At 64.6% G+C, this 18,099-nt stretch carries 19 protein-coding genes; 10 read left to right on the plus strand and 9 right to left on the minus strand.

Annotated elements, in window-relative coordinates; genetic code table 11:
- Nucleotides 1-78 precede the first annotated feature (78 nt).
- The 5 genes from ACZ9H4_RS05325 to ACZ9H4_RS05345 all read left to right on the plus strand — a co-directional run bounded on the left by ACZ9H4_RS05325 (nt 79) and on the right by ACZ9H4_RS05345 (nt 2,944).
- Nucleotides 79-645: a GspH/FimT family pseudopilin gene (locus tag ACZ9H4_RS05325; RefSeq protein ID WP_408324981.1), complete on the plus strand. Its 567-nt coding sequence runs from the start codon at nt 79-81 to the stop codon at nt 643-645.
- Nucleotides 642-1,088 carry a type IV pilus modification PilV family protein gene (locus tag ACZ9H4_RS05330; RefSeq protein WP_408144238.1) on the plus strand — a complete coding sequence of 149 codons (447 nt, stop codon included), beginning with the start codon at nt 642-644 and terminating at the stop codon, nt 1,086-1,088. The genes ACZ9H4_RS05325 and ACZ9H4_RS05330 overlap by 4 nt, the downstream gene beginning before the upstream one ends.
- Nucleotides 1,085-1,894 (plus strand): PilW family protein, encoded by an 810-nt coding sequence (locus ACZ9H4_RS05335; RefSeq protein ID WP_408324979.1) that lies wholly within the window; start codon nt 1,085-1,087, stop codon nt 1,892-1,894. The genes ACZ9H4_RS05330 and ACZ9H4_RS05335 overlap by 4 nt, the downstream gene beginning before the upstream one ends.
- 116 nt (nt 1,895-2,010) lie before the next feature.
- Entirely contained in the window at nt 2,011-2,502 is a 492-nt protein-coding gene (locus ACZ9H4_RS05340; protein WP_408325018.1) for a pilus assembly PilX family protein, read from the plus strand.
- Between the two features lie 10 nt (nt 2,503-2,512).
- On the plus strand, nt 2,513-2,944 hold the full coding sequence (locus tag ACZ9H4_RS05345) for a type IV pilin protein (RefSeq protein ID WP_408154759.1): 432 nt from the start codon (nt 2,513-2,515) through the stop codon (nt 2,942-2,944).
- Between the two features lie 175 nt (nt 2,945-3,119).
- Here ACZ9H4_RS05345 and ACZ9H4_RS05350 read toward each other — a convergent pair whose 3' ends face one another.
- From ACZ9H4_RS05350 to ACZ9H4_RS05360, 3 genes are all read right to left on the minus strand, one after another.
- Nucleotides 3,120-3,593, minus strand: a complete 474-nt coding sequence (locus ACZ9H4_RS05350; protein WP_408144243.1) for a DUF3318 domain-containing protein — start codon at nt 3,591-3,593, stop codon at nt 3,120-3,122.
- Between the two features lie 144 nt (nt 3,594-3,737).
- A complete protein-coding gene (locus ACZ9H4_RS05355; RefSeq protein WP_408144245.1) occupies nt 3,738-4,124 on the minus strand; it encodes a phage holin family protein in 387 nt (128 codons plus the stop codon).
- Nucleotides 4,125-4,253: 129 nt separating this feature from the next.
- Nucleotides 4,254-4,556, minus strand: a complete 303-nt coding sequence (locus ACZ9H4_RS05360; protein WP_007179108.1) for an ElaB/YgaM/YqjD family protein — start codon at nt 4,554-4,556, stop codon at nt 4,254-4,256.
- 352 nt (nt 4,557-4,908) lie between these two features.
- Here ACZ9H4_RS05360 and ACZ9H4_RS05365 point away from each other — a divergent pair, with 352 nt between their 5' ends.
- Entirely contained in the window at nt 4,909-5,547 is a 639-nt protein-coding gene (locus ACZ9H4_RS05365) for a peroxiredoxin (RefSeq protein ID WP_408154763.1), read from the plus strand.
- Between the two features lie 158 nt (nt 5,548-5,705).
- On the opposite strand, the gene ACZ9H4_RS05370 is transcribed toward ACZ9H4_RS05365, so the two are convergent.
- Nucleotides 5,706-6,896 carry an acyl-CoA dehydrogenase gene (locus ACZ9H4_RS05370; RefSeq protein WP_408144249.1) on the minus strand — a complete coding sequence of 397 codons (1,191 nt, stop codon included), beginning with the start codon at nt 6,894-6,896 and terminating at the stop codon, nt 5,706-5,708.
- Between the two features lie 94 nt (nt 6,897-6,990).
- On the opposite strand from ACZ9H4_RS05370, the gene ACZ9H4_RS05375 reads away from it, so the two are divergent.
- Nucleotides 6,991-7,776: an IclR family transcriptional regulator gene (locus tag ACZ9H4_RS05375; RefSeq protein WP_476118406.1), complete on the plus strand. Its 786-nt coding sequence runs from the start codon at nt 6,991-6,993 to the stop codon at nt 7,774-7,776.
- 84 nt (nt 7,777-7,860) lie between these two features.
- On the opposite strand, the gene ACZ9H4_RS05380 is transcribed toward ACZ9H4_RS05375, so the two are convergent.
- Nucleotides 7,861-8,694 carry an EAL domain-containing protein gene (locus ACZ9H4_RS05380; RefSeq protein ID WP_476118652.1) on the minus strand — a complete coding sequence of 278 codons (834 nt, stop codon included), beginning with the start codon at nt 8,692-8,694 and terminating at the stop codon, nt 7,861-7,863.
- Between the two features lie 314 nt (nt 8,695-9,008).
- On the opposite strand from ACZ9H4_RS05380, the gene hmgA reads away from it, so the two are divergent.
- Together hmgA and fahA are read left to right on the plus strand one after the other, a co-directional pair.
- Complete coding sequence (gene hmgA, locus ACZ9H4_RS05385; protein ID WP_408324977.1) at nt 9,009-10,367, plus strand: homogentisate 1,2-dioxygenase; 1,359 nt, start codon at nt 9,009-9,011, stop codon at nt 10,365-10,367.
- The gene (gene fahA, locus ACZ9H4_RS05390) at nt 10,364-11,677 is read left to right on the plus strand and encodes a fumarylacetoacetase (protein ID WP_476118407.1); all 1,314 of its coding nucleotides are present in this window, start codon (nt 10,364-10,366) and stop codon (nt 11,675-11,677) included. The genes hmgA and fahA overlap by 4 nt, the downstream gene beginning before the upstream one ends.
- 60 nt (nt 11,678-11,737) lie before the next feature.
- Here the strand turns inward: fahA and ACZ9H4_RS05395 are convergent, their stop codons facing one another.
- The 4 genes from ACZ9H4_RS05395 to ACZ9H4_RS05410 all read right to left on the minus strand — a co-directional run bounded on the left by ACZ9H4_RS05395 (nt 11,738) and on the right by ACZ9H4_RS05410 (nt 17,234).
- Entirely contained in the window at nt 11,738-13,522 is a 1,785-nt protein-coding gene (locus ACZ9H4_RS05395; protein WP_476118408.1) for a pyrrolo-quinoline quinone, read from the minus strand.
- 237 nt (nt 13,523-13,759) lie between these two features.
- Nucleotides 13,760-14,920 carry an MFS transporter gene (locus tag ACZ9H4_RS05400; protein WP_408154773.1) on the minus strand — a complete coding sequence of 387 codons (1,161 nt, stop codon included), beginning with the start codon at nt 14,918-14,920 and terminating at the stop codon, nt 13,760-13,762.
- A gap of 151 nt (nt 14,921-15,071) precedes the next feature.
- A complete protein-coding gene (locus tag ACZ9H4_RS05405; protein WP_408144260.1) occupies nt 15,072-16,238 on the minus strand; it encodes an MFS transporter in 1,167 nt (388 codons plus the stop codon).
- 210 nt (nt 16,239-16,448) lie between these two features.
- Nucleotides 16,449-17,234, minus strand: coding sequence for a crotonase/enoyl-CoA hydratase family protein (locus ACZ9H4_RS05410; protein WP_476118409.1), 786 nt, complete (start codon nt 17,232-17,234; stop codon nt 16,449-16,451).
- Between the two features lie 90 nt (nt 17,235-17,324).
- Here ACZ9H4_RS05410 and ACZ9H4_RS05415 point away from each other — a divergent pair, with 90 nt between their 5' ends.
- Nucleotides 17,325-17,969 carry a plasmid fertility inhibition factor family protein gene (locus tag ACZ9H4_RS05415; protein ID WP_476118411.1) on the plus strand — a complete coding sequence of 215 codons (645 nt, stop codon included), beginning with the start codon at nt 17,325-17,327 and terminating at the stop codon, nt 17,967-17,969.
- The last annotated feature ends 130 nt before the right edge of the window (nt 17,970-18,099 follow it).

Here is an 18,099-nt window from a genome sequence, read left to right on the forward strand (position 1 = left end):
AATACCATCTGGCCATCCGGCCGATTGTCGAACCGTTCGCGAGTCGCTAGATTGGCTGCATTCTCCCAACGATCAGGAATGCAGATGAAATACGATGCGCTTTGCTGGCCGTCGCGCGGCGGCTTCACGCTTGTCGAAACGCTGGCGGTGGTCGCGCTGCTGGCGGTGATCGCGGTCATGGCCACGCCGTCGTTCGTCGCGTGGCACGTGCGCGATCAGGTCGACGCACGTGCGAAGGCGTTTGTGTCGACACTCGCCTACGCGCGCAGCGAATCGTTTCGCCGCGGCGCACGCGTCACCGTGTGCCGGATCGATGCGGCGCGAGCTTGCCTTGCCGCCGGACAGTCTTGTGGCGACGGCATCACCGACTGGTCATGCGGCTGGGCCGTACTGGCTGAGCGCGGCGGCACGCTCTCGCTGCTGCGAGCACAACCGCTGCTTGCTGCGGTGAGTATTACCGGCGTGCAGACGAATCTCACGTTCACGCCCCCGGCGGGCCAATTGATCGGCGCTTTCCGCAGTTTCGATATTGCGCCGCGAACGCCCACCAAAGCGACGCAAGGCGACAAGTGGCGGCGCTGTATCCGTATTGCGGCGGGCGGTCGCGCGCGACTCGCCGAGGGCGCCTGCGGAGCGGCGTCATGATGCGCGATTCACCGACCTACGGCTCGCGCCGCTGCGCAGCGACGTGCCGGGGCAGTTCGTTGATTGAGGTCATGCTGGCCGTCGCGTTGATCGCCGTAACGGCGCTAGGCCTGATCGCCGGTCAACTATGGACCGCACGGGAAGCGCGCGCGATGTCGATGCGCGAACACGCGGCGTGGATCGCTGATTCCGTTGCCGAGGCGGCCTATGCACCTTCGACAATGGATGCTGCAACCCGGCAATGGAGCGCACGGGCAAACATGCTCCTGCCACACGGCGAGGCGTCGGTAGGCGAGAGCGCGGGCGTGTCGGCGGCGCTTGTGACATGGGCAGCCGTGCACGATATGCCGCGTACCGATGAGGTAATCGACAAACCGGAGTCTTGTGGCGGCGCGGATGTTCCCGCCGGCTCGTCGTGCGTCGCATTGGCGTTTGCGAAATGATGCGGCGTTGGCATACAGCTTCCGGTCATACGTTGCTCGAGTTTGTGATCGCCATGGCGTTGGGGCTCGTAGTGACGGCGGGCGCAGTGTCGCTCTATACGACGCAGCGAAGCGCGTTCGAACACGCGAGCAACGCGATGCGAATGCGCGAGGCTGGCTTGACCGCGCTGACGTTGATCGGCCAGCAACTGCAAATGACCAGCTTCGTCCCTGCGGACGTTCTGCATTACGACGGTCCTCCGGCGTTGTTCGGATGTTCAGGTGGCCGCCCGACGGGTGCGGACGACAGCATTGTTTGCACGAAACTGTCGGGCGGCTCGGACGGCGTCGTCGTCCGCTATGTAGGAGATAGTGTGTCCGCGTGGCCATCGACAAGCGGGCAAGCAACCGATTGTCTCGGACAAGCCGTAACAGCCGGCACCGCGATGCTCGCCGGCCAAGGCGCGCTGGTGGTCAACCGGTACTTTGCCAATATCAGCACGTCGAGCGGCGAGCCGGAGCTTTACTGCGAAGGCAATGGCAACTCGGGGTCCGCGCAGCCGCTGGTCGAGGGTGTCGAGCGAGTACGGATCAAATACTGGCTGGCTGGCGCTCCTGACGCGATGGATGCTTCAGCGGTTCAGGCTGACCAATGGCCGGCTATCGTTGCCGTCGACCTTTGCGTGCTGGTACGCGGCGCGCCAGAGGGGCAGCGTTCACGCTACGTCGATTGCGACGGCGTCAGCACGCTCGGGGCCGACCAGCGGCCGCGACAAGCTTTCTCGCGGCGCGTGGCGCTACGCAATCAGGCGGAGGTTTCACTGTGATCGAGCGACAGGCAACAGCGGTGCTGCGCCGCATGCATGGGAAGCGCGAGCGGCGTAAGAATGAGCCGCAGCCCGTACGCTTACTTCGCCTTAGCCTCAGTGGTCATGCTGCACTTATGCGTCACAGCGGCGTCGTTCTGCCGATTGTGCTGCTGATCTCAGCCATGATGCTGGCGACCTCGGCAGCCTGGTTCGAAACATCGCTCGCGGCTGCTCGCGCAACCACCGACGTGCGCGACTATTTGCAGGCTTTCCACGCTGCGGACTCGGCGCTGAACCTGTGCGCCCGGAGCGTTATTGCTGCTGGTGCCGACGCTCCCGCAGCGCCGCAAGCCGCGTATGGCGAGCCGGCGCAATGGAAACTCGAAAGCGCGTTCGAAGCCGGCGCCGTCACGCCTGTCGCGCAATGGTCCGGCTCGTCGCGCGCGCCGCAGTGTCTGATCGAGGCGTGGCGTCTATCCACCCGCGCTGAAGCTCGCGCGTATTTACTGACGGCGCGTGGTTTCGGCCGGACCGGTGAGTCCCAGGCATGGCTTCAGATGGAACTGGTGATCGACGGCGAGACGATCGAGCGTCATTGGCGACGGGTCGCTGCACGGCCATTTTGACGGGAGGTGCATGATGAGAACGTACACATCCGCATTCACGTTGCTCGAACTGATGATCGCGCTGGCAGTAGCCGCGACGCTGGCCGCGTTTGCCGTGCCTTCGTATCGCAGTCACGTGGCGCGAACCCATCGTATCGACGCGGCGTCCGCGTTGTATCGGGCAGCGCAATTCGTCGAGGGCGCGGCGAGCGATGGCATGTCGACGCTGCCGCCCGGTTTGGACCAGGCGCCGCAGTTCGGTACGCCGATTTATCGTTTGCACGTGTTGCCGGCGGACGACACAAACGGCGGCTACGCCATCGAGGCGGCGCCGGAACAATCCGGCCCGATGGGCGACGACCCGTGCGGTACGTTTGCGCTTGATGCGACGGGCCAGCGGGGCAATAGAAGCGTTGCTGGCGGGGTAGCCCCGGCAAGCAGCGAATGCTGGAGTACGACCTAGCGGATTAACGACTCAGCGGAGACGTCGAAACTGAGCAACTGAGCAACCCGGCCGCCAGCCCCCAGCCACCAGCCACCAGCCACCAGCCACCAGCCACCAGCCATCAGCCATCAGCCATCAGCCATCAGCCATCCGCCATCCGCCATCCGCCATCAGCCCACTCCGCCGCATCCACTTAATACCCGCTATCCGTCGACTCGGCCTTCACGCCGGCAGACGACCCGGAATCGCGTTTCATCTGCTGCCAGATCCGATACGCTTCCCAGGCCGCGAGGCCTAGGCTGCCCCATTTGAGCGCGGGTTTTGCACCAGCGACGACGGTCGCGCGCAGTGGCTTGGCGATTAGCATCGAAATGACCGAGCTGACGAACGGATACTGCTTGAGCAACGCCCCAATGGTTCCTGCATTGACGAAGTGTGCCTTCGAGCCGCTGCCGGTCCGCATGCCGCCAAAGCCCGGCAGGATGAATTTCAGCCAGCTGAAGTGCGTGACCGCCTGCCGCAAATCGAGGGTCGCCTGAGCGAGTTCCATGCGCTCGACATCCGCACGCACCATCAGCAATTCCTTGCGCAGCGCGCGCAAGTGCGGCGCGCTCAACTCTTTGGCGTGGTGGCGCTTGCTACGGAATGCGGTATCGGAATGGCTCATGGCGTGTCGGCGGCAGTGTGGGTGGGACAGTCAACGACGCAACTAGGCGACGAGGCTAACGACGAGACTAAACGGTGCTACATGTTGCTTGCGAATCTCAATTAAGGCGCGAAACATTGAAGCGCGCCCGTCGCGCCTTGCATGTCACGGCTTGCGGAACACTTCGCGGTCTTTCTCGAACTCTGCGATGGTCGCTTCGAAAACCAGCGGCGCATTGCGCAAGCCGCTGCGCGCTTTCAGCGCACAGGCGAGGCCGGCAATCGCATAGACCGCCGTGATGCCGGCGAGCGCCTGCCATCGGTAGGTGTCCCAGAATGCGATGGCGATCAGCGCAGTCAGGGCGATCAGCGCCATGGTGGCCAGCATCATCGCCGCGAGGCCGAGGAACAGCACGCCGAGCAGGCGGTCTTTTTCTTCGGCGATTTCGATGCCGACCAGTTCAAGCCGCGTCTGCAGAATCGCAAACACGGAACCGATAATGCGGCGCAGCGGACTATGTTCTCCGCGCTGCGATTGGGTGTCGATCGTCATGGCTGTGGGCGTTGCGCGTGAGGGCGCGTGAGAAGCGTGCGCGCCAAGAGAAGCGGACCGGCCAGGCGTGCGCCGGTCAACTCGAATACTGATGCGCCGGACCAGCTTCGTCCGACAGCCGCACCAGCGTTACTTGCGGTTGATCAACAGCCCCAGCAGCACGCCAGCGCCCGCGGCAATTCCGATGGACGCCCACGGATGCTCATGCACATAATCGTCGGTGGCGCGGGCAGCCTTCTTACCTTTTTCGACTACCACGACCTGCACGTCAGCCGCCTTTTCTTTAGCCTGCTTCAGGCGCGTGAGCGCCGTTTCACGCAATTCCGACGCGCGCTCGCCCGTGGCGCTCGCGGCTTGTTTCAGCAGATCCTCGGCGTCCGCGAGGACGGTTTTGATATCCGACATCAATCTCTCCTTGTTGATTTCCGACATTGACAGCTCCCCTTTATCTCACGCCACGCGTGAATCGTAACCAAAGAAACGGCCGCTGGCGAGCGCAGTGCCCGGTCGAGTCGAATCGATGCACGAACCATTCCCGGTTACGCAAAGTACGAAAAACTCACCCTGAAGGGTAGCTCCAACCAAAGTTTGCTTAAGATGGAGTTGATCTGTCCCGCAAAGTTTCAACCAAATCGGCGAAAATTACAAAAACGCATAAAGTAGTGACGCGATGTTCCTTCGTCATGTAGTGTGCCTGCCGTATGCTTTATGTTCCGCGAGATGTTGCGGGCAAACGCTCGCGCCGAATCCGATATCTGAACTGGTACCCACAGGAGGATCCACCATGAGTCTACGTCTTGGCGATATTGCGCCGGATTTTGAGCAGGAATCGAGTGTCGGCCGCATCAAGTTTCATGAATGGCTCGGCGATAGTTGGGGTGTGCTGTTCTCGCACCCCGCCGACTTCACGCCGGTCTGCACAACCGAACTCGGCCTGACCGCGAAACTCGCCGACGAATTCGAAAAACGCGGTGTGAAGACGATTGCGTTGTCGGTCGACAGCGCTGAGTCGCACAAGGAGTGGATCAAGGACATTAACGAGACTCAAGCCGCCAGCGTCGGCTTTCCGATTCTCGCCGATGGCGATCGCAAGGTCTCCGAGCTGTACGACATGATCCACCCGAACGCGAGCGAAACCTTCACGGTCCGCTCGCTGTTCGTGATCGATCCGAAGAAGAAGGTGCGTCTCACCATTACGTATCCCGCCAGCACCGGCCGCAACTTCGACGAAGTGCTGCGCGTGATCGACTCGCTGCAACTGACGGACAACCACTCGGTTGCGACGCCGGGCAACTGGAAGCAGGGCGATGACGTGGTGATCGTTCCGTCGCTGAAGGACGAGGAAGTCATCAAGCAGAAATTCCCGAAGGGCTACAAGGCGCTGCGTCCGTACCTGCGCATGACGCCGCAGCCGAACAAGTGAGCGTCTGATGCACTGCGGAACGCGCGACTGGCGATAACGCGATCACGCGGAGTCGCAATGACAAAAGGCCGGTTCAACATGAACCGGCCTTTTGTCATTGAGCGGCGTGATCGCGCCGTGCTCGACGCGACAACACAATCAACGCCTCAGCAACGCCATCAGAAAAACGCCTGAATGCCCGTTTGCGCGCGACCGAGAATCAGCGCGTGAATATCGTGCGTGCCTTCGTAGGTGTTCACCACTTCGAGGTTCACGAGATGGCGGGCGACACCGAACTCGTCCGAAATGCCGTTGCCGCCGAGCATGTCGCGCGCGAGCCGCGCAATGTCCAGCGCCTTGCCGCATGAGTTGCGCTTCATGATCGACGTGATCTCGACGGCGGCGGTGCCTTCGTCCTTCATGCGGCCGAGGCGCAGCACGCCTTGCAGGCCGAGCGTGATTTCGGTCTGCATGTCGGCGAGCTTCTTCTGGATCAACTGGTTCGCGGCGAGCGGCCGGCCGAACTGCTTGCGATCGAGCACGTACTGGCGCGCGGTGTGCCAGCAGGCTTCGGCGGCGCCGAGCGCGCCCCAGGCGATGCCGTAGCGCGCCGAGTTCAGGCACGTGAACGGGCCGCGCAGACCGCCCACATTCGGCAGACGGTTTTCTTCCGGCACGAACACTTCGTCCATGACGATTTCGCCGGTGATCGACGCGCGCAGGCCCACCTTGCTATGGATGGTCGGCGCGGACAGCCCCTTCCAGCCCTTCTCCAGGATGAAGCCGCGAATCGTGTCCTTGCCGTCTTCCTCGAGCTTCGCCCACACGACGAACACGTCGGCGATCGGCGAATTGGTGATCCACATCTTCGAGCCCGACAGCGAATAGCCGCCGTCGACCTTCTTCGCCCGCGTGACCATGCTGCCCGGATCGGAACCGTGGTTCGGCTCGGTCAGGCCGAAGCAGCCGATCCATTCGCCGGAGGCGAGCTTCGGCAGGTACTTCTGCTTCTGCGCGTCGGAGCCGAATTCGTTGATCGGCACCATCACCAGCGACGATTGCACCGACATCATCGAGCGATAGCCGGAATCGACGCGCTCCACTTCACGCGCGATCAGCCCGTACGCGACGTAGTTCAGGCCGGGGCCGCCGTATTGCTCGGGAATCGTCGGGCCGAGCAGGCCGAGCTCGCCCATCTCGCGGAAGATCTCGATGTCGGTCTTCTCATGACGGAACGCTTCGAGCACGCGAGGCTGCAGCTTGTCCTGCGCATAGGCCGCGGCGGCGTCGCGCACCATGCGTTCGTCTTCGGTGAGCTGCTGATCCAGCAGCAGCGGGTCTTCCCAATGAAACTGCGCGGCTTCGGCCATGACGTATCTCCTGATCTCTTGCGCGATCCAAGCTTGACTTAAGTTCCGCTAAGCGAAACAATGTTTTGCAAACGACGACCGAGTGTACCACCCGATGACGCACACATCCACTTTCTCCGAACCCGTCGACGAGCGCAAATTCGTCGTCGCCCTGGCACGCGGGCTGGATCTGCTGCGTGCGTTCAAGCCTGGCGAAACGATGCTCGGCAACCGCGATTTCGTCGCGCGCACGGGCTTGCCGAAGGCGACCGTCAACCGTCTCGCCTACACGCTGACGGTGCTCGGCTATCTGCGGCTCGATGAATCCCACGGCAAATATGCGCTCGATGCCGGCGTGCTGTCGCTCGGTTTCGCGCTGCTATCGGGCACCGACACGCTCGAACTCGCCCGCCCGCATATGCGCGCGTTTGCGCGCGAAGTGGGCGCGGCGGTGTCGCTCGGGTGCCGCGACGGGCTCGACATGATCTATCTCGACACGATCCGCAGCGAAACCGCGCTGACGCTCGGCCTCGCATCCGGCTCGAAACTGTCGATGCTGACGAGTTCGATGGGTCGCGCGTACCTGGCGGTCCAGCCGGCCGACACGCGCGCGGCGTTATTGGCCGAACTCCGCAAGAACGCGGGGAAGGTCGGCGCGACGCTGGTGGCCGATGCCGAAAAGGAAATCGAGGCATTCGCCACGGAGCGCTGCTGCTATTCGTTTCGTGCGTGGCACGACGATGTGAACGCGGTCGCGGTGCCGTTTCGCGAACCGCGCGACGGGCGCTGGCTGGTGCTCAGTTGCAGCGGGCCGGCGTCGTCGATGGGCGAGGAGGTGTTTCGCGAAAATGTCGCGCCGCGTTTGAAGGCGCTCGCACGACGTCTGGGCGAGCCGGGCTGAAGCCGTCAAGCCGGCTGTGGCAAGCAGAAGCGGGACGCACGCATCGTGCATCGCGGACATTGCCCACCTCACGCTCTCGCGCTATCAGGCCGCCCGGTCGTGATAGTGCGCCGTGAATAACGGCCCTTGCACGAAGCGAACGTCGTACTGCTGCAATGCGAGGAACTGCGCTTCATCCATCACGCGATTGAAAATCAGTGGAATCCGCAGCCTGCCCGCATAGCCGACGAGCGGCTTCACCGTCGCGTCGCGCAACGCGGTGCCGGCATCCATCTTGATGAAGTCGAGCCGCGCCGTTTCCGATACCGACAGAATCTGCCCCGCGTTGGACAGGTTGCCCGCCACCTTGAAGCCGTAGTGCTGGTAGCTCCTCGTCAGATAGCCGAGAAAAGTCTTATGCGCGACCGCCGCCGCCGGCAATTCGATCACCACCCGCGACGGGTTCAATCCGAACGACATCAGCACGGTCGAGAAATGCCGTCCGTGGTCGTACTTCACGCTCTTGAGCAAACGCTCGTGCACGCGCAGAAACAGCAGCCCATGCCGCTGCGCGCCGAAGAAATTGATCGCGTGCAGCGCGCGTGACATCCGGTCGAGCGCGACCAGTTCCTGATCGTTGCCGACGCGGTCGAACGGATCGAACACGTCGAACGGCGCCGCGCCGAGTTGATGGGTGACGGCCTGGAAGCCGAGTTCGTCGCCGAAACGGTCCACTCCCTCGGCCCCCGACGACAGCGACTGCGCCAACGCATGCACGCTGATATCGAAGATCGGCACGTAGGCGCTCGCGAGCTGGATGTCCTCGAACCGTGCGAGCGCGATGTCGCTATGCTCGCCTTGCCCCATCACCAGATGTTCGCCGAGAAAAGGGTGAGCGGCGGCGCGGGTAACGAGATCGGTGATGGTCGGCGGAATCATGAAGGCGAATGAATGGCGATGGTGAATGCGCACACGGCGCTCGGCAACGCGACTCGATTGCCGCATGCGTTGATGGTAGCAGTCCGCAATCCGCGCACATGAACAAAATGCTCATAACGTTATCCGCCGCTCATGCGTACGTACGAGCGGTAACGCCTGCCGCCGTCGTACTTCAGGGTATACGTTAATTTCACCATTCATAATTCGTTTTACTATTCGTAAATTGCAGGCTGAGTGCTGATTTCGCCGGCCGCTTATCCGAACCGCAGTCGAGGCGAGACGAAACGAGTCGAGCATCTACGGAGAACCTTTGTATGGACACCCCAACACGCACGCCGCTTCGTAGTCCGCCTGCCGCCAGTTCGCGGCTCGACATCGAACCGGGCTATCAATCGGGTTTCGCGAACGAATTCGCGACCGAGGCGTTGCCCGGCGCCCTGCCGGAAGGCCGCAACTCGCCGCAGCGCGCGGCCTATGGCCTGTATGCCGAACAGTTGTCCGGCACCGCGTTCACCGCGCCGCGCGGTCATAACCGCCGATCGTGGCTGTACCGGATTCGTCCGGCGGCCATGCACAAGCCGTTCACGCCGCTACCGTCGGAGCGGCTCGTCGCCAATTTCGCCGACGTGCCGCCGACGCCGCCGAACCAGTTGCGCTGGGACCCGTTGCCGATGCCGGCCGAGCCGACCGATTTCATCGACGGCTGGGTGACGATGGCCGGCAATGGCGCCGCAGAAGCGATGAATGGCTGCGCGATTCATCTGTACGCGGCGAACCGCTCGATGCACGAGCGCTTCTTCTATAACGCCGACGGCGAATTGCTGATCGTGCCGCAGGAAGGCGGCCTCGAGATCGCGACCGAAATGGGCCGCATCGAACTCGCGCCCTTCGAGATCGCGGTGATTCCGCGTGGCGTGCGCTTCGCGGTGAACCTGCCGGACGGCGCGGCGCGCGGCTATATCTGCGAGAACTTCGGCGCGCTGCTGCGCTTGCCGGACCTCGGCCCGATCGGCTCGAACGGTCTCGCCAATCCGCGCGACTTCCTCACGCCGCATGCCGCTTACGAAGACCGCGAAGGCGACTTCGAACTCGTCGCGAAGCTGAACGGCCAGCTGTGGCGCGCGGACATCGGCCATTCGCCGCTCGACGTGGTCGCGTGGCACGGCAACTACGCGCCGTACAAATACGACCTGCGGCGCTTCAACACGATTGGCTCGATCAGCTTCGATCACCCGGACCCATCGATCTTTCTGGTGCTGCAATCGCAAAGCGACACGCCAGGCGTCGATACGATCGACTTTGTGATCTTCCCGCCGCGCTGGCTCGCCGCAGAAGATACGTTCCGCCCGCCGTGGTTTCATCGCAACGTCGCGAGCGAGTTCATGGGGCTCGTGCATGGCGTGTACGACGCAAAGGCCGAGGGCTTTGTGCCGGGCGGGGCGAGTCTGCACAACTGCATGTCGGGTCACGGGCCGGACGCCGACACGTTCGAAAAAGCCTCGAACGGCGATACGTCGACGCCGAAGAAAGTCGGCGACACGATGGCTTTCATGTTCGAAACGCGCACGCTGATCAAACCCACCCGTTTCGCGCTCGAAACTGCCCAATTGCAGGCGCATTACTACGAATGCTGGCAAGGTCTCAAGAAACACTTCAATCCGGAGCAACGATGAACGCATCGAGCGATCTCCAGGCGACGCTCGATTCGTCGCGCAAAAGCTGGGTCGAGTCGGCCAACGATCCGGTCAACGATTTTTCGATCCAGAACCTGCCGTTTGGCATCTTTAGCGACCGGCACAACGACGCGCGCCGCGTGGGCGTGGCGATCGGCGACCAGATCGTCGACCTCGCCGCGTTGCAGAAGGCGGGGTTGTTGAACGGGTCTGCGCAAGGCGATGGGTTTGCCCGCGCCGTCGCCAGCGACACGCTGAACGACTTCATCGCGCTCGGCCGCGACGCATGGCGCAGCGTGCGCATCCAGTTGAGCATGCTGCTGGCACGCGACACCGCGACGTTGCGCGACGACACCGCGTTGCGCGCGAAGGCACTCGTACGCCAGGCCGACGCGCAACTGCATCTGCCGGTGCGGATTCCGGGCTACACCGATTTCTATTCGTCGAGAGAACACGCGACGAATGTCGGCTCGATGTTTCGTGATCCGAAGAATGCGCTGCTGCCGAACTGGTCGGAGATGCCGATCGGGTACAACGGACGGGCGTCGTCGGTGGTGGTGAGCGGCACGCCAGTGCGCCGCCCCAACGGCCAGTTGAAGCTGCCGGATCAGGAGCGTCCGGTGTTCGGCGCGTGCCGTAAGCTCGATATCGAACTGGAAACGGGCTTCGTGATCGGCGCGGGCAATGCGTTGGGCGAGCCGGTCGCGTGCGCCGACGCCGAAGCGCATATTTTCGGCATGGTGCTGCTCAACGACTGGAGCGCGCGCGACATCCAGCAATGGGAATACGTGCCGCTCGGCCCGTTCAACGCGAAGACGTTTGCGACCACGATCTCGCCGTGGATCGTCACGCTCGACGCGCTCGAACCGTTCCGCGTCGCGCAGCCGGTGCAGGCGCCGCAACCGCTCGCGTACCTGCGCCACGACGGCGAGCATGCGTTCGACATCCATCTCGAAGTGATGCTGCGCCCGCAACAGGCGAAGCAGGCAAGCACGATCGCGCGAACCAACTTCAGGCACATGTACTGGACGATGGCGCAGCAACTCGCGCATCACACGGTCTCGGGCTGCAATACGCGGGTGGGCGACCTGATGGGTTCCGGCACGATCAGCGGCCCGACCGACGATTCGTACGGCAGCCTGCTCGAACTGACATGGAACGGCAAGAAGCCGCTGGAGTTGAACGAAGGCGGAACACGCACGTTCATCGAGGACGGGGACGAGTTGACGCTGGCCGGCTGGTGCCAGGGTGATGGGTATCGCGTGGGATTTGGCGCGTGTGTGGGGGAGATTCTTCCGGCGCGGCCTTAGGGGCGCAGGCAGAGGGCAGGCTGGCGCATGTCGGGTCACGCCCGCCACGCCCAGACCTCCTCACCCCTTCAGCAAGCCAAATACCGCGACGCCGTTCGTCGTCCCGACATACACCTTGCCGTTGGCGATCATCGGCGTGATGAACTTGTTGCCCGCGCCGAACTGATCGCGGGTGCCCATCTGATTGCTGTTATAGAGCTCGACGGCGAGATTGGCCGGATCGAACGCATGCAGCGCCGCCGTGGTGCCGTTTTCCGCAGCCCACACGATGCCGTTCGCTGAGCCATTGGCGGAGATGCTCGGCGTGGTGCCGGGATAGGCGAACGTCATCGAGGTCTGCGCGCTCGGCGCCGTTGAGAGCCGCGCATGGGTCACCGTGAACGCCTTGAGATTGTCGCCGACGGAGCCGAAATAGATGCGGCCGTTGAAGTACGCAGGCATGCCGAACTCGCCGCCGTTCAACACCCCCTGAATCTCCTGGTAGATGCTGTTGCCCGCGGCATTGAATTTGCCCATCGAATCGCGGTTCAGCACATAGATGATGCCGTCCTTGCCCGTGCCGAGCGTGAGGTGCTGGACCACGCCGTTTGCATCGGTGAGATCGGGCAGCGCGATCGCTCCGCCGGAGCCGAGGTCCTGGTCGGCATTGGACTGCTGAACGGTATTGGACATCGCGAAGTAATCCGCGACCGCAAGACCGCCTGCCGTGCCGAGCTTCAGATACGCATTGCCGAAGTTGTGTTGCGCGGGAAAGCCGCTGGCGTTCATCGTGGTGTCGAACGTGCCGTTGCCGCCGAGCAGGTAGATGGACGCGCCATCCGACGCCGGGCCGGCGCCGCTCATCCAGATCGCGCCGCCCGAGCCGTTCGGCGTGAGGTTGAGCACGGAAGTCTGTTGCAGGGTGTCGGCGCTATAGCCCATGATCCAGCCGGTGTAGGCGCCCGCGTCGCAATGTGAGGTCCACGCCGTGTAGACCACGCCGCCGAGAAGCAGCAGACCCGCGCGCTCGGCATACGACGACGGCGCGAACAGCACGTTGCCGTTGAAACTGTTCGCGCCGCTGCCGGGGTAGCTGGCGCTCACCTCCGTTGGGCCGTTCAGCAGTTCCGCGCCGGTCGCGAGATCGAGCGCGTGCACGCGATGATGATAGGCGCCGCTCGTGTCCTTCGACATCGCGACCACGTAGATCGTGCCGTGCGCGCCGCGCGAGCGGTCGATGACCGGTGTCGACGTGATGCCGATTTCCTTCGTGATCTGGCTGCAACCGAGGTCGTCGCTCGGCGTTTCGTTGGTGCCGAGCGTGCTGACCCGCCATAGCTGCGCGCCGCTGTCGGCGTCGAGCGCGTACACGCTGTCGTGCTCGGTCACGACGTACAGCACGTTGTGCGTGCCGCCCGCGATGGCCAGTGATTCGACAAAGAGGGGTTGCGCGTCGACCTTGCCGTCGGCGGCGAAAAAGCCGACCTTGCCGAACGTCGCCGCGTTGACGTTGGCGGGGGAAAGGAGAGTCTCGCTGAGATTCTGGCCCGTGCGGCCGATGTCGTTGTGATAGGTCAGCACGTCGTGCGTCGCGGCCATGGACATGCCGCCGCCCGACGAGGTGCCGGAGCCGCCAGTGCCAGCGCCGGTACCGCCGGTACCACTGGTGCTGCCGCCGCTGCCCGTACCGCTTGCCGAACCGCTGCCGCCGGTCGTCGCCCCGGCCCCCGACGCGCCGCCGCTGCTCGCTGCGCCGCTCGTTTCCCCGCTTCCGCCACCGCCGCCGCAATCGGCGAACAGCAGGGCGCTCAATACGATGAGTGCGCTCAACAGGTAAAAACGGCGCGGGGTGTGCAGGGTTTGCATGGCGAACTCCCCATTGCATACGGCGGCGCCATGAAGCATGGGCCGTTCGGCGGAGGACCGTGCAATGTGGTTCAAGACTAGCATCAAGCGTGCTGACCGCAAGATTGCATCGAGCGCGCGGCCGCCCAGGCGTTGCGCGCGAGCCGGGGCGTGCAACTGCCGCTCGTCGCCTGTCGGCCGATGGCGTGCCGTCGTCACCCGTCAGCGCGATAGCGCGCGGCCGTCAATCCTCGCCCGTCAGCCGGCGGCTCGCAGCGGCGCGCGGCGCTTTTCCCACCACGCGGCGGCGAGAAACGCGAGCGCCGCGAACAGCAGCACACCGACCATCGCGTCGTTGCCGACACCCTTCATCAGGGCGCCGGCGACCAGCGGGCCGCCGAAACTGGCCGCGCTCCACGACGCGCCCACCAGCGAACTCGCCGACACCAGCGCGACGCCGCGAAAGCGCTCGCCGCAGGCAACCAGCGAAAGCGTATAGATCGCGCCCGCGGCCGCGCCGAGCACGTACAGCAGCGGCCAGCACAGCCACGGCGACCTGATCGCCCAAGGCAGCAACGGCAGCAGCGCCACGACGACCACCCCACAGCCGATATGCACGCGTTCGCGGCCGAGCCGGTCAGCGAGCCAGCCGATCGGAAACTGCATCGTCGTATCGCCGAGCAGCAGCGCCGACGCGAACAGCACCGCCACCTCGCTCGCGATGCCGTGCGACATCGCGAAGAGCGGCAGCAGCGACAGCGCGATCGTGTCGAACAGCGCAAAGAAGCCGGTACCGATGACGAGGGCCGGCATCTGCGGCAGCACGTGGCGCCAACTGCCGTGGGCGGCGTGCTCGTCGTCGGAAGCTCGCGGCGTCGTGCGGATCGCGGCGAGCATCGGCAGCGCGAGCAGGAAAATCGCGCCGCAGATCAGAAAGCGCGAATGCGTGAAGCCCGCGATCTGGCTCACGAGCACCGGGCCCGACATCTGGAACAGCGTGAAGTTGGTTGCATAGATCGCGATCACGCGGCCGCGCGACGCGTCGTCGGCCAACTGGTTGACCCAGGCCTCGCCGATCGTGAACAGCAGCATCAGCGCCGCGCCGCACAGCACGCGCAACAGCGCCCACAGCCACAGGTTCGACGTGAGCTGCATGAGCGCGGTGGCGAGCGCAACCACCAGCACCGCGCCGACGATCACCTCGCGGCCGCCGACGCGCGCCGCGATCCAGCCGGCCACCGGCACGACGACGAGGCCGCCGCCCGCTTGCGCGGCGGTCAGCAGGCCGACGACGTCGGTGCCGAAGCCGGCTTGCGTCAGCGCGAGGGCGGTGAGGGGCAGCGTGGCGCCGCTGCCGAGTCCGACGACGGCGACGCTGAGGATCAGGGCGAGGAAATCGCGAGTGAAGATGACTTTCATCGGCCGGGATGCTACTACGGCTGACGGGCGTTGGCACGAGTGCGGGGCCTGCGGGACGCGCCAACGGGCGCTGCGCAAAGGGGCAAGACGGAACGCCCGCAACGGGCGCCTCGCGCAGGCGCAAGGCTGATAGTGCGCAATGTGCGCGGCCTTAACCCGCCACCGCCATCTTCTGCGCGCGCCGGTCGATCGACACCGACCACAGCGTCAACAGCAGCGCGCCGATCGAGGTCGCCACACCGACCCACGGCAGCGTCGTGAGCGGCGCGCCCGCGCCGATCGCCATCCCGCCGAGCCAGGCACCCGTTGCGTTGCCGAGGTTGAAGGCGCCCTGGTTCAAGGTCGACGCGAGATTCGGCGCACTGCTCGCGCGATCGACGATCAGCATCTGCAGCGGCGGCACGATCGCGAAAGCGAGGATGCCCCACACGAAAATCGTGATCATCGCCGGGATCTGCGCGTGCATCGTGCCCGCGAAGACGGTCAGGATCACGACGATCGCCAGCAGGAATGCGACCAGCGACGGCATCAGCCGCCAGTCGGCGAGCTTGCCGCCGAGCGTGCTGCCGACCGTCAGCCCGAGCCCGAACAGCAGCAGCACCAGCGTGACCGCGTGCGGCGTGAAGCCGGCCACGTCCTCGAGAATCGGCGTGATGTAGGTGAAGGTGGAAAAGAGGCTCGCCGACGCGAGCACGCTGATGCCGAGCACCATCAGCACCTGCGGGTTTTTCAGCACGCTGAATTCGTGGACGAGACTCGCCTTCTGCATCTCGATCTTCGCCGGCAGGCACACGGCGAGCGCGGCCGCCGCGACGAGACCGATGCCCGTCACCGCCCAGAAGGTCGCGCGCCAGCCCACGGCCTGGCCGAGCGCCGTGCCGAGCGGCACGCCGAGCACGTTGGCGAGCGTGAGGCCGGTGAACATCAGCGCGATGGCTTGCGCGCGGCGGTTCGGCGCGACGAGCCCCGCGGCCACCACCGAGCCGATGCCGAAGAACGCCCCATGACAGAACGCCGTGACGATGCGCGCGGCCATCAGCACCGCGTAGCTCGGCGCAACCGCGCACAGCAGATTGCCGACGATGAACACGCCGATCAAACTCATCAGCGCCTTCTTGCGCGGCATGTTGGCGACCGCGATCGCGACGATCGGCGCGCCGATCGTGACGCCGAGCGCATAGGCTGACACCAGCATGCCGGCGGCCGGAATCGACACGGACAGATCGCGCGCGACGTCGGGCAGCAGCCCCATGATCACGAATTCGGTGGTACCGATTCCAAACGCGGCAACGGCAAGGGCAAGCAGGGGCAAAGGCATGGTGACGGAGCGTGAATCGGCGCGACGGGGAGCGTCGCGCGGCAGGCGCGCGTTTTCGGGACGAGAACGCCGGCGCTGTACTGGGAAGCAGTAGGGGATTCTACCTAAGTCAAAACCGCGATGCTGACCGTCGAGGGGGACGTTGTTTTTTTGAAAAGGGGAGGCGGAGCAGGCAGATCGCGCAACTCAACCCATCGCGCCTAACGCACCTCACTTTGCACCGTTGATGAACCGCGCCGCCCCGGCGACCCCTTCCTCGAACACCGCCCGATATCCGCCGGCGCCTTCGCGCCGAAGCGCCTCGGCGAGATCGTCGAGCGGGCTGTTTTCCAGTGCCGAGCGGCGGTCGGCGAGCAGCGCCGCCTGAGGAAACGCGGCTAGCTCCGCAGCCAGCCGCTCGGCCGCCGCGCGCGCCGCGCCCTTCGCTACGACGCGATTCGCCAGTCCCATGGCGAGCGCTTCCTCGGCGCTCACCGCGCGCCCGGTCAGGATCAGATCCAGTGCCCGCGACAACCCGATCAAACGCGGCAGGCGGATCGTGCCGCCGTCGATCAGCGGAATGCCGACGCGCCGGCAGAACACGCCGAGCACCGCATCGTCCTCGACGACCCGCAGATCGCACAGCGCCGCCAGCTCCAGCCCGCCCGCCACCGCGTAACCGGCAATCGCCGCGATCACCGGCTTGCTGAAGCTCATTCGCGTCGGACCCATCGGACCAGGGCCGCTGCCGTCGGCATGCAGTTCGTTGCGGCGGGTGTCGTCGGCGAGCGCGCTCAGGTCCGCGCCCGCGCAAAACGTGCCGCCCGCGCCGAACAGCACCGCCGCCCGCCAGGCCGGCTCCCCTTCGAAGCGGCTGAACGCAGCGCTCAATGCTTCGGCAATCGGACGGTCGACCGCGTTGCGCCGCGCGGGCCGCTCCAGAACGATGGTGGCGACGCCGCTGTCCTCGTCGGCTTCGATGCGCACGGACTCATTAAAATTTTGAGTGGTTATCATCGTCGTTTATCTGAGGGTCAAGGTCCGCCCGTGCGTGTCGGGAGTTTTGTGCAGCGTGCTCATGCAGAGCAATTAATTCCATGGCCTGTCATGCTTCTTTCACAGTCGACTCGTAGCGTGGGCGCTCTATTCACGCGCTGGCGCTGGTTTGCCAGCTTATCGAGCCTGCCTTTGCCCTTGTCCAATTCATCGCCAGCCGCCACGCCGGCGTGTCCCCCCGATGGACTTCCTTCGGGGCGTGCCGAAACGGTCTGGATCGTGCCGTTGCAGGAACATCCATGGTACGACCATGTGCGCCTGAAGCGCGTCTTCGTCACCGACGGCACACGGCATCAGGTCGTGCTGGTCGATATGCGCAAGCTGCTCGTCTGCGCGGATCGCGACAACACGGATTACGTGCTCAAGCCGGTCGCCGAATGGCATTCAGGCAAGGTGCGCGGCATTCGTGAGTTTCTCGACCCCGAGAGCGAGCGCATTCCGCAGATGCCTTACGTGACGATCTCGATGCGCCGCGCGCCGGGGTTGCTCGGCTGGCTGGGTCTGGAGCGCGAAGGGGTGGTGGCGTTTCGCAACGGCCAGCATCGCGCGCGCTATCTGGCCGATGCGGGTGCGCGCTGGTGTCCGGTGGAAGTGCATGAGCGCGAAGCGGCGTTGCTGCGCGAAGTCTGCGGCGCGGCGGACGATGCCCGCACCGCGATTCGCTCGATCCCGCCGGCCGGTGACAAAGGCGTGTAGTTCGCCATGTGTGATGGTGTCGATGATGCGTGGCGCGGGGGATGGCATGAGGTGCACGACGCGTGGTAAGGCGCAAGCCGCCAGGGCGTCAGCGTACGACGTACCGCGTCAGCCCTGGCCGTGCAGTACG

Source organism: Paraburkholderia sp. TE9906, assembly GCF_056279605.1.

Coding starts and splice junctions, on each gene's coding strand:
- ACZ9H4_RS05325 (WP_408324981.1), top strand. CDS start 79: ATGCAGATGAAATACGATGCGCTTTGCTGGCCGTCGCGCGGCGGCTTC.
- ACZ9H4_RS05330 (WP_408144238.1), top strand. CDS start 642: ATGATGCGCGATTCACCGACCTACGGCTCGCGCCGCTGCGCAGCGACG.
- ACZ9H4_RS05335 (WP_408324979.1), top strand. CDS start 1,085: ATGATGCGGCGTTGGCATACAGCTTCCGGTCATACGTTGCTCGAGTTT.
- ACZ9H4_RS05340 (WP_408325018.1), top strand. CDS start 2,011: ATGCGTCACAGCGGCGTCGTTCTGCCGATTGTGCTGCTGATCTCAGCC.
- ACZ9H4_RS05345 (WP_408154759.1), top strand. CDS start 2,513: ATGATGAGAACGTACACATCCGCATTCACGTTGCTCGAACTGATGATC.
- ACZ9H4_RS05350 (WP_408144243.1), bottom strand. CDS start 3,593: ATGAGCCATTCCGATACCGCATTCCGTAGCAAGCGCCACCACGCCAAA.
- ACZ9H4_RS05355 (WP_408144245.1), bottom strand. CDS start 4,124: ATGACGATCGACACCCAATCGCAGCGCGGAGAACATAGTCCGCTGCGC.
- ACZ9H4_RS05360 (WP_007179108.1), bottom strand. CDS start 4,556: ATGTCGGAAATCAACAAGGAGAGATTGATGTCGGATATCAAAACCGTC.
- ACZ9H4_RS05365 (WP_408154763.1), top strand. CDS start 4,909: ATGAGTCTACGTCTTGGCGATATTGCGCCGGATTTTGAGCAGGAATCG.
- ACZ9H4_RS05370 (WP_408144249.1), bottom strand. CDS start 6,896: ATGGCCGAAGCCGCGCAGTTTCATTGGGAAGACCCGCTGCTGCTGGAT.
- ACZ9H4_RS05375 (WP_476118406.1), top strand. CDS start 6,991: ATGACGCACACATCCACTTTCTCCGAACCCGTCGACGAGCGCAAATTC.
- ACZ9H4_RS05380 (WP_476118652.1), bottom strand. CDS start 8,694: ATGATTCCGCCGACCATCACCGATCTCGTTACCCGCGCCGCCGCTCAC.
- hmgA (WP_408324977.1), top strand. CDS start 9,009: ATGGACACCCCAACACGCACGCCGCTTCGTAGTCCGCCTGCCGCCAGT.
- fahA (WP_476118407.1), top strand. CDS start 10,364: ATGAACGCATCGAGCGATCTCCAGGCGACGCTCGATTCGTCGCGCAAA.
- ACZ9H4_RS05395 (WP_476118408.1), bottom strand. CDS start 13,522: ATGCAAACCCTGCACACCCCGCGCCGTTTTTACCTGTTGAGCGCACTC.
- ACZ9H4_RS05400 (WP_408154773.1), bottom strand. CDS start 14,920: ATGAAAGTCATCTTCACTCGCGATTTCCTCGCCCTGATCCTCAGCGTC.
- ACZ9H4_RS05405 (WP_408144260.1), bottom strand. CDS start 16,238: ATGCCTTTGCCCCTGCTTGCCCTTGCCGTTGCCGCGTTTGGAATCGGT.
- ACZ9H4_RS05410 (WP_476118409.1), bottom strand. CDS start 17,234: ATGATAACCACTCAAAATTTTAATGAGTCCGTGCGCATCGAAGCCGAC.
- ACZ9H4_RS05415 (WP_476118411.1), top strand. CDS start 17,325: ATGCTTCTTTCACAGTCGACTCGTAGCGTGGGCGCTCTATTCACGCGC.